This window comes from Fodinibacter luteus (assembly GCF_039541575.1).
Classification (GTDB): Bacteria; Actinomycetota; Actinomycetes; order Actinomycetales; family Dermatophilaceae; genus Fodinibacter; species Fodinibacter luteus.
This window is the reverse complement of record NZ_BAABGM010000039.1, coordinates 1-686: the sequence shown is the minus strand read 5'-3', so window position 1 is coordinate 686 and position 686 is coordinate 1. Positions and strand designations below refer to the sequence as shown.

At 75.1% G+C, this 686-nt stretch carries 1 protein-coding gene and 1 pseudogene; both read right to left on the bottom strand.

Annotated features, from left to right (window positions below; genetic code table 11):
• Positions 1–370: ATP-binding protein (locus ABD899_RS18865; protein ID WP_345208908.1), on the bottom strand; the 370-nt coding region annotated here is incomplete at its 3' end.
• Positions 371–420: 50 nt separating this feature from the next.
• Positions 421–686, bottom strand: a pseudogene (locus ABD899_RS18860) (IS21 family transposase); the annotation flags it as partial.

Sequence of the window (686 nt, the reverse complement as noted above, 5' to 3'; positions counted from 1 at the left end):
CGTCGATGACCTTGTGGGCCAGGGCCTCCACGAAGTGGGTCTTGCCGGTGCCGGAGGGGCCGCTGATCGCGAGGTTCTCCGCGCGGTGGACCCATTCCAGGGCGGCCAGGGCGCCCTGGGTTGGGGCCGGGATGGAGGAATCCTGCTCGCGCCAGGAGGTGAAGGTCTTCCCGGCGGGCAGGCCGGCTGCCTTGCGGCGCATGGTGCGGGTGGCCTGGTCGCGGCCGCGGACCTCCTCGGCGAGCAGGACGCGCAGGACCTCGGCCGGGTCCCACCGTTGCGCCTTGGCGGTGGCCAGGACCTCGGGTGCGGCGGTGCGCAGGTAGGGCAGCCGCATCCGGCGCAGGACCTGGTCCAGGTCGGCCGGCAACGGTGGCGCCGTCCCCGGCCCAGTCGTGGCACTCCTGGTGCTCGTGGGGTTCATCGGGTGCTCCCGGTGGTGAACCCGGCCCAGCCGGTGGTGCCGGGTTGGGTGGTCGCGGCCTCGTCGGCGATCACGAGGTCGGCGCCGCTGGTGCCGGTGGCGAGGTGGTCGATGATGCTGGCCAGGTCGGCTTCGGCGAACCGGCCGGCGGTCGCGGCGACGCCGAGCGCGGCGTCGACCCGCTCGGCGCCGACGAGGGCGGCGAGCTGGACGGCGTCGGCCATCTTCGCCCGGATCCGCACGGTGCCGACGGCGGAGGCCT